General features: G+C 55.0%; 7 protein-coding genes. 4 read left to right on the forward strand and 3 right to left on the reverse strand.

The genetic code is table 11. The features are described from left to right. Positions 1–338: 338 nt before the first annotated feature. On the reverse strand, positions 339–1,820 hold the full coding sequence (locus tag VAE57_RS09950) for a potassium/proton antiporter (protein WP_322821730.1): 1,482 nt from the start codon (positions 1,818–1,820) through the stop codon (positions 339–341). Positions 1,821–2,203: 383 nt separating this feature from the next. Here VAE57_RS09950 and VAE57_RS09955 point away from each other — a divergent pair, with 383 nt between their 5' ends. The 4 genes from VAE57_RS09955 to VAE57_RS09970 all read left to right on the forward strand — a co-directional run bounded on the left by VAE57_RS09955 (position 2,204) and on the right by VAE57_RS09970 (position 5,775). After that, positions 2,204–3,373, forward strand: a complete 1,170-nt coding sequence (locus VAE57_RS09955) for a DUF3179 domain-containing protein (RefSeq protein ID WP_322821731.1) — start codon at positions 2,204–2,206, stop codon at positions 3,371–3,373. Positions 3,374–4,062: 689 nt separating this feature from the next. After that, positions 4,063–4,467, forward strand: a complete 405-nt coding sequence (locus tag VAE57_RS09960; protein WP_322821732.1) for a hypothetical protein — start codon at positions 4,063–4,065, stop codon at positions 4,465–4,467. Positions 4,468–4,785: 318 nt separating this feature from the next. Further along, entirely contained in the window at positions 4,786–5,043 is a 258-nt protein-coding gene (locus VAE57_RS09965; RefSeq protein WP_322821733.1) for a hypothetical protein, read from the forward strand. An 18-nt stretch (positions 5,044–5,061) separates the two neighbouring features. After that, entirely contained in the window at positions 5,062–5,775 is a 714-nt protein-coding gene (locus tag VAE57_RS09970; protein ID WP_322821734.1) for a Crp/Fnr family transcriptional regulator, read from the forward strand. 298 nt (positions 5,776–6,073) lie between these two features. Here VAE57_RS09970 and VAE57_RS09975 read toward each other — a convergent pair whose 3' ends face one another. After that, a complete protein-coding gene (locus VAE57_RS09975; protein ID WP_322821735.1) occupies positions 6,074–7,051 on the reverse strand; it encodes a deoxyhypusine synthase family protein in 978 nt (325 codons plus the stop codon). Between the two features lie 405 nt (positions 7,052–7,456). Then, positions 7,457–9,142, reverse strand: a complete 1,686-nt coding sequence (locus VAE57_RS09980) for a right-handed parallel beta-helix repeat-containing protein (RefSeq protein ID WP_322821736.1) — start codon at positions 9,140–9,142, stop codon at positions 7,457–7,459. Between the last annotated feature and the right edge of the window lie 246 nt (positions 9,143–9,388).

The following is a 9,388-nucleotide window of genomic DNA, read 5'->3' on the forward strand; positions in this document are numbered from 1 at the left end:
TGGTCACACAAATTCGGGTGTGTTCGTCAAGATCACAGCGTCAGTCAGGAATGAATGAGGTAACTGCTATCAGACATTTTTGAAACAGGTTCTAGTCAATCCCATAGACGCACTACCTCACGCCCTGAAGTAGCCACTCAGATGATGCCCATTCTCTGTGTCTCTGTGGTGAGAAAAGTAGCAACTTGGGTTAATTACGGGCATTTTTTGTCTGTGGTAAGGTTGTGACACTGGCGGAATATGCGCTTTCCCGCTACATACCCCGCGGCGCTCACTTCTGCATAGAAGCTATTTCTCCCATTTACGCAGCCGTGCCGGTCCCGCTCATCTCCTCTTCTCTACTTCAACAGTGAGCCGATGGGATTCAGACTACAACTTGCGCACAGCTCAGTCACCGCCGGCATCGCAGTGGGTGCCACCAGTAATACCAGCCGATCATTGGGCGCGAAAACGGTGCTTCCGTTCGGGATGATGTAGCCGTCTGCACGCTGAATCTGTACGACTAGCAAGCCTCGCGGCAGATCGGCATCGATCAGCGATTTCCCCACCAGTGCTGAGTCCGGTGGAATTTGCGCTTCCAGGATTTGACTGGCGCCACTGACTTCTGGCACAAAGAGGTGGCTGTCTATCACTTCGGCCTGATCGGTCATTACGCCCAGACGACGGGCGACCCAGCCGATAGAGATGCCTTGCAAGAGGACTGAGATCAGGACGATGAAGAAGACCAGGTTGAACAGGAGCGGGGCATCGGGAACACCGGCCAGGAGCGGGAAGGTTGCCAACACAATCGGGACTGCTCCCCGCAGTCCAGCCCATGCCACCATCAGGAGTTGCGGCAGCGAGCGGCGTTGCCAGCCCAGCGCGATAATGACCGAGACCGGTCGGGCGACAAAGACGAGCCAGAGCGCCATAGCCAGCCCTTGCCCGGCCACTGCCGGGAGCTGCGATGGAAAGACTAGCAGTCCTAAAATCAAGAACATGGCGATCTGACTCAGCCACGCCACGCCATCGTGGAAACGGAGAATAGACCGTTTGTGGACAATGTTGGCATTGCCCAGGATGATGCCGGCCAGATAGACCGCCAGAAAGCCATTGCCGCCGATGATCGCGGTGAAGCCATAGGTCAGCAAGGTCAGGGCCATCGTCAGTACCACGTATAGCCCTTCCTGTTGCAGCCGGATGCGGTTGACCACCCAGATCATCAACCGTCCAAAAGCGTACCCACCGGCAGCACCGAGGATCATTTGTATGATAAACGACGGAATAAGGGTCAACAGTGATGCCTGTGGATTGATCACCAGGTTGGTTAAGCCGATGGTAAGAAAGACCGCAATCGGATCATTACTTCCCGACTCCAGCTCGATGAGTGGTTCAAGCCGATGCTTGAGATGTATCCCTCGCGTGCGCATGACACTGAAGACTGCCGCCGCGTCGGTAGACGAGACAATTGCGCCGAGGAGCAGGGCAAGGGGCCAGTCAAAGCCGAGCATCAAGCGGGCACCAACCGCCACAATCACGGTGCTGACCAGCACACCAACATTCGCCAGGATCAAACCCTCGCTCAGGACTGGTTTGATAATCTGCCAGTCGGTGTCCAATCCTCCCGAAAAGAGGATGTAGATCAGCGCAATCACCCCGATCAGTTGGGCTACACCAGCATCGGTAAACGCGATACCGCCCGGTCCATCAGAACCGGCCAGCATACCGACCGCCATAAACAAGATCAATGCCGGCACCCCAAACCGGTTTGAGGCACGGGTCGCAGCAACGCTAATCGCCAGCAAGAGACCAGTTATGAGTAGGAGGGGTTCAGTTGTCATCGCTCTCTCCAACATGCTCGTATTACTAGCATAGCATAGATGTTGATCTGAAACAGATTGTCTTTATTCTGTAAGCAATATTACAGAACTCAGACAGGAGCCACAGATATAGTAGAAGACAGCGTGATCGGGTTTTAGAGTATCTGTGGCGGGAATGTCAAACTCCCTGCACCGTAGTTGGGTAGCAGGGTCAGCGGAGAATCAAGTGAGGATGCATTTGGGTTGCAACCAGTTCCCATCGACGCGCTTTCACGCCTCAAGGTGGCAACTTGGGTTATTCCCATCCTCTGTGTCCTCCGTGCCTCTGTGATGACAAAGGTAGCAGCTTTGGTTGTCTCATCCTCCTGCTTCCACATTTCCGCTTGAAAATGAAGGATACTGCCATGAGGCGACCAATCCTTCTCACCGCATTCCTGGTATTCGTCCTGATAGCTTGCAGCACAAGTACCGGCCAGGTGATACCAACACCGCCCCCCGCCAATCCAACTGCGCCGGCGTCATTGTCGGCAGACCTGCCAGCCGGGGCTAGTCAGTTTCGCACCGACTTTAGTCGCCATAGCGTGCCGTTTGCCGAAATTCGCTCTGGTGGCCCGCCAAAAGATGGCATCCCTGCGATAGACAATCCACGCTTCGTCTCGGTAGCGGCAGCAAACGAATGGCTCCGGCCACGGGAGCCGGTAATCGCATTGGTGCTCGGTAATGATGCCCGTGCCTATCCGATCCAGATTCTGATGTGGCACGAAATTGTTAACGATACGGTCAACGAGATACCGGTAACAGTAACCTTCTGTCCACTCTGCAACACCGCCATCGTCTTCGAGCGCCGCCTTGATTCGCAGATACTTGATTTCGGTACCACCGGTCTGCTGCGTTACAGCAACCTGGTGATGTACGACCGTCAGACCGAGAGCTGGTGGCAGCAGGCCACCGGTGAGGCGATTGTGGGTGAATTGACCGGTCATCGGCTCGCTTTCATTCCTGCCGCTATGGTGGCCTGGGAAACCTTCGCCGCCAGTTACCCTGATGGGAGAGTGCTCTCCCGTGAAACGGGTTATGTTCGCGACTATGGTCGCAACCCCTATCTCGGCTACGATAATATTGACCGCTCTCCCTTTTTGTACGACGGCCCACCCACCCCGGAGGCCTTACCGGCTATGGCTCGTGTCCTGACCGTCGATCACAACGGTGAGGCAGTTGCGTACCCCTACGATACACTCGCTGCGATGCAGGTCATCCACGATGAAGTGGGTGGATTGCCGATCGTCGTCGTGTGGCGCGCCGGTGCTGCTTCAGCGCTCGACAGTGCGCAAATCGCTGATGGCCGCGATGTAGGGATGGCGACGGCCTATCAACGGGTCGTTAACGGTCAAACTGTGCAATTCACCATTGCCGACGATCACCTGATTGACAGTGAAACTGGCACCAGGTGGGATCTCTTCGGGCGGGCAATCGATGGCCCCCTGGCAGGAGCAACGCTGACCCCAATACCGGCGATTGATCATTTCTGGTTCTCCTGGGCGGCATTTCGCCCCGATACCCGCATCTATCGCTAACCGAGGCAGAGTCTGTTTGACCCGCTCAACTCGCGACAGCAGCCCCCATCCGGTATCAGTGGTTTCCGCCCCCAGCGGGGGCAGGTGAGGGTGGGGGCGTCTCACCTGGGAGCGCATGCCTCCGGTGCGCTCGCCACCTGCACCAACCCACCGTGCTTGCTTCCGGCAAGATAGCATATCAAACCTTGAGCGATACAGTGCATCACTGCCTGGCACCGAATATATGGACATCCGTTGCTAGCCGTCTTCTCCAGGACGAACCGTGGGGTCATCGGGATGATGTCGGCGGAGCGGGTTCCGTAGGGGCGGGTTTAGAACCCGCCCCTACGCTCTGAACCAGCACACGACAGCGGTACCTATCCGGCATCGGCGGTTTGAGGGTGGGGTGTGTCGCAACGCACTGCCGGTCGCACATCGCACCAGTTTGCTGGTCGCGGGAATGTCATGCGTGTACCTCACAACCATCTGGCTTGTCGGTCATACATGAGATGACTTCTACGCAGTAGCGTGCTCTATCTGGTGAGAAGACAGGCTTATGTCAGCACCCTCCTCGTTATTTTCCGAAATGTAGGCTGGCTCACAGAAGAAACGCTGCATCGTTGCTACTATCAGGATGTACTCGTCATAGTGAAAAGGTACATTGAGGAGGTGCCGTGATGATGGATGCGATCCAAACGCAGCAGAGACTGATGACGAAGGTTATTGGCGGCGTCATTGGTGGATTGGTTGGTGGGATTGTTTTCGGGATGATGATGGCAATGATGGGAATGCTGCCGATGATTGCCGGCCTGGTGGGTAGCAGCTCGGCAGTAATTGGCTTTCTGGTACACATGGTCATCAGTGCCATCATTGGTGCCGGTTTTGGTTTTCTCTTCGCCGCTCGCTCTACCAATATTACGCAGGGTGTGCTCTGGGGATTGGGGTACGGCTTTATCTGGTGGATTCTGGGGCCGATGGTATTGATGCCCTTGATGATGGGCATGGGCTTGCAATTCGCCGCTGCTTTCACACCACCAATGCTGATGAGTCTGGTCGGTCACCTCGTGTATGGTGGACTGGCTGGTGCGACGTGCGTCTGGTATCTGCATCGTTAAGCACATTCCGGTGTTACAGCAAAGAAGAGGGTACGACATCACATACGGTCATGTCGTACCCACCATGTTATAATAACCCAAGTTGCTCCCCATACTGTGAGCAGGCCACGGAGGCTGGCTGTCATAATGATATAGCACGACATGGTGCTCAACACCGTGCAGGATAACCGCATGAACGATGTGGGGAGCAGCCAGTTCCCACGGACGCGCTACGTTACGTCTCAAGGTGGCAACTCGGATTATACCCATCCTCTGTGTCCTTAGTGTCTCTGTGGTGACAAAGGTAGCAACTCGGGTTGTAACAATGGAGAAATCATCATGCTTCCCTTGCGTGTGTACGTTTCAGCAACCTGTATCGCTTGTAAATACACGTATGAACTCGTCGAGCGGCTGCGGACGATACGCCCCAATTATCCGGTTGAGGTGATTGATCTTGATCAGGAGTCGTCAAAACGACCTGCCTTCGTCTTTGGCACACCGACCTATGTATTGGGTGAGACAGTGATTTCGTTAGGTAACCCAGAACTGACAACGCTACTGGCCTGGCTCGATCACATCGCCCGTATGTCAATGTAAATCGCGAAAGGAATTGGTGTGGGTACGTTGCCATCAGATCGTCTGGACGACAAGGTACGCTATCTGCGCGATATTGACATTTTTCGCGATCTTGATCCAGATGAGATTGAATTGCTTGGGAAACGGGCACCGATGCAGCGTGTTCCACCTGGAACCGTCTTCTTTTCCCCGGAACAACGCGCCGAGGTGTTGTTCATCCTTAAAGAAGGGCGTGTGCGCATCTATCGCCTCTCAAGCGATGGCAAAATCCTGACAACCGCCATCCTCCACGAAGGCACGATCTTTGGTGAAATGGCGCTACTTGGTCAGCAACTGCACCAGCACTATGCCGAAGCAATCTCTCCCTGTCTGCTCTGCCTGATGAGTCGCGAAGATGTAAAGCGCCTGTTGCTAAGCGATCCACGGATTGCGACTCGCATTGTTGAGATTTTGGGTCAGCGTTTGATCAGTGCTGAGCAGAGGTTATCCGATTTTGCCTTCAAGAGTTTACCGCAGCGGATTGCCACGCTCCTGCTTCAGATGGCTCAACCCGCCAAACCGCGCCTCTTTCGTCCAGGTAGTTCCCAACGGGAAGTTGCCCTGACCCATGAAGCATTAGCCGAAATGCTCGGCACATATCGCGAAACCACAACTAAAATTTTGAACGATCTCCGTGCTCAGGGATTGATTGAGCTGCGGCGAGGTCGAATTGTCCTGTTAGACGAAATCGGCTTGCAAAAACTGAGTGAATAAAGGTTTGGCGTGTAGTATCAAATCCAGTTTCCTGGCAGTCATCGCTCATGATCGCACCATCACGCTGGCAGCGCCCTGCACGTGGCGAGGTAGATACCGTTTCCCTGCCGGGTTGCCCGTGGCGCGTAGTTTGGCGTGCGCCAGCCACACTACTGCGCTAGCCTTACTCACGACCAGGTGCGTCGTACCGCTTACCCGGCTGGTTGCGGAGACGACGTGCGTGCATATCACGACCATCTGGCCTGTCAGTGATGCTTGTCGGGGCACATCATCATCGCCCCGACAACGACATCTGCCATCACCAGCCCAAAATCAGGGCGAACATAAGCGGCGCGACAATGGTGGCATCTGACTCGATAATGAACTTCGGCGTATCAACCGCCAGCTTCCCCCAGGTAATCTTCTCATTGGGGACGGCTCCCGAATACGAGCCATAGCTGGTTGTCGAATCACTGATCTGGCAGAAATAGCCCCAAACCGGTACCCCCTCGCGCCCTAAATCCTGATGCAGCATCGGTACCACACAAATCGGAAAATCACCGGCAATACCGCCACCGATCTGGAAAAAGCCGATAGAGGCGTGAGCCGACGTGCGGGTATACCAATCGGCCAGATCGATCATGTACTCAATCCCGGTCCGTACCGTATGCACATTCCTGATCTCGCCGGTAATGCAATGGGCGGCGTACATATTACCGGTGGTCGAGTCTTCCCACCCCGGTACATAGATCGGCAGGTTGCGTTCCATCGCCGCGTACACCCACGAATCGCGGGGATCGATCTGATAGTACTGGTCGAGCTTCCCGGCACGGAGAATACGGTAGATAAACTCATGGGGGAAGTAACATTCACCATTCCGATCAGCTTGCATCCACTCATCGAGCAGAGCCTTCTCCAGCCGCCGCATCGCCTCTTCTTCGGGAATACAGGTATCGGTTACCCGATTCATGTGCCGCTCAAGCAACTCCTGCTCTTGCTGCGGGCTAAGATCGCGGTAGTGAGGGACGCGCTCGTAGAAGTCGTGCGCGATCAGATTGAAAATATCCTCTTCGAGGTTAGCGCCGGTACAGGAAATCGCATGCACCTTACCCTGCCGGATCATCTCGGCCAACGAGAGGCCAAGTTCCGCTGTGCTCATCGCTCCAGCCAGCGTAATCATCATCTGACCACCCTGATCGAGATGGCGACGGTATGCGTCAGCCGCATCAACCATGGCTGCTGCGTTGAAATGACGAAAATGGTGGCGGATAAACTGGCTCACAGCTCCGTTTGTCATCGGTGTATATCCTTTCGTAGTGATCTAACCGGTTCCTGTATTGTCAGGCACACAGATACCTCGCCGATTATAGCACGCTCTTTTGACCGTTTCGCGTGTGCTTATGGGTGGGAGAAAATAGGAGCGAGAAAATAGGAGAGGTCCACTGCAACATCTCATGATGATGTGGCTATCACTGTTCCTGGGGGAAACACGGGCGCAGTCATCTGACTCAGAATATGCTCAAAAATGGCGGGCAAGCGAGCTGTACAAATCGCCTTGGCGCAGGCCCAAGCCTCCCGCACTGCACCCATGGTTCTCGACCGCAATGATTCATCTATTGGTGGCGACCGGCTTTGCTCGGCGACCCTATTCAGGCAGCTATTCACCCGAAGTGGCCGGGTTTGCCACATTTCAACCCAGTAGTCATCCGAAGAGCAAACTCAGCCAGACCAACCATCGTTCCAGATACGCACCCGGAGCGTTGTCGCTGTTGGTGCGCGGGTGCCCATCACGGTCGGTTGGCACGGAATTATCCAGATTGCCCTGGGGCACTGTGCCGATCTCCCACACAAACGGCGGGATGACGGCAGGCGTGACATTAAGCCGATTGAGTAGGTGATAGTCGCCGCTATCAGGCGCAATCAGTTCGGGCTTGACGGTGTTGATGGCATTCTCGCTCAATATCTGTGTGGGATTGCAGGTGGGGTTTTCAGCCGCACAACCTGTTGTATCATCCACTCCCAGCGGGTGCCCGGCAGGCCCGTTCCAGATCACGTTGCCTTTGATTACCAGGTTATTATCGGCGGTGACGGGGGCAGGCACGCCGCCGCTGACCGGTGCTGGGCCTGGTATGAAGAAGTGTTGCCATTGCGACTGGTAGCCATCGGGGTTGAAGATAAGGTTGTTGTAGATGAATACGTTGTGGTTGGGGATGCGCACATAGTTGTTGCCGTCGGGGATCAGGCTGTTGCCCCAACCGCCTTGAGCGGCGTACTCATCGCAACGCTCCCGTCCTTCATCGCCGGGTTGCCCATCGCAGGAACGCCCGCCGAAGGCGACTTCGATAACGTGACTGCGGCGCCCGACACGGTAGGCGGTGTTGTAGGCAATGAGAATGTTGTAGCCGCCATTAACACCGAACGCCGCGCCTTCCAGATCGTGGAAGATGTTGTTGACCACTTTCACATCATAGGCTTCGTATTGCAACCACGGCGCGACCATGAACTGAAAGCCCGTGCCTTGTCCGGCAGTGAAGCCGCCCGTGCCGCAACTGTGGAACTCATTCCCTTCCACACGAAGGTAAGCAGAGCCGCCTTTGGCGTACATACACCAATCGCCTGAGCCGAAAATTTCGCTGTCGAGCACATGCCCGTATTGCACGGCGACAAAGTCAACAGCGTTGTCCCAGCCGCCGGAGATGGTGCTGTTCTCGATGAAGATGTTTTGCGATTGGTTGAATTTGACTGCTTCTTGGGTTGAGCCGAGCAGCGCACCGGCGATGGTCACATCACGGAGCAAGATGTGATCGCACTTCTCGCAGTGAAAAACATCGTTTTCAGATTGGAAGTTAATGCCGAAGATATACAGGTAGCGGACATCATAGATGTTGACCGAAGGTAAGGTGACAGTGCCGTTGCTGCCCGCAGGTTGGATGATGATGGGAAACTGTGCGCTACCGTAGCGCGACTCCCAATAGTTGGGTGTGTATTCAGGGGTGTAGGTGCCGGGGAGAAGGTTGATGCGGTAGCCAGTTTCGTTGAGTGGCGCACCTTGCGGGATGCGATTCCACGCTTCGGCGAGGGTGCGCACAGCTTGATCTTGTGGGAAACCCGCACGGGTGTCGTCGCCGTTGATTGGGTCAACCCAGATGTCGCTGATGACATACGTGCCAGGGTCGTAGGCACCGGCAGGCAATGGTTGGCCTGACTCAGCAGTGGGGAAGGTAAAAAGAGTGGGGCTAGGGATAGGGGTGAGCTTAGGATCAGGCGTTTCAGTAATGGCAGTTGGCTGTGGCGAAGGCTGCGGAGTAGGCGTGAGCGCAGAAGTGGGTGCGGCGCACGCAGTGAGGATGAGAAACATGGTGAATGTGATGGAAAGTGTTTGGCTCATGTTCAAACTCAGTGCAACAGAGTATACTCTTGAGACTCGTTGTATTACTCATTGACTCATGTTCAAAATCAGTACAGCAGGCTACACTCATACGAAGCTCTTGCACCACAGTAAATACCGATGGTTGACCATTCGGAGATGTGCGCAATGAACTAATGAACTGTGTTTAGGGGACTATTGCAATCCGCAAGCGTTCACGTGTCCGAGCTGTAGGTATGGTATTACTCCCAGTTGTAGCTCTCAATT

Source organism: Chloroflexus sp. (assembly GCF_034434295.1).
Classification (GTDB): Bacteria; Chloroflexota; Chloroflexia; order Chloroflexales; family Chloroflexaceae; genus Chloroflexus.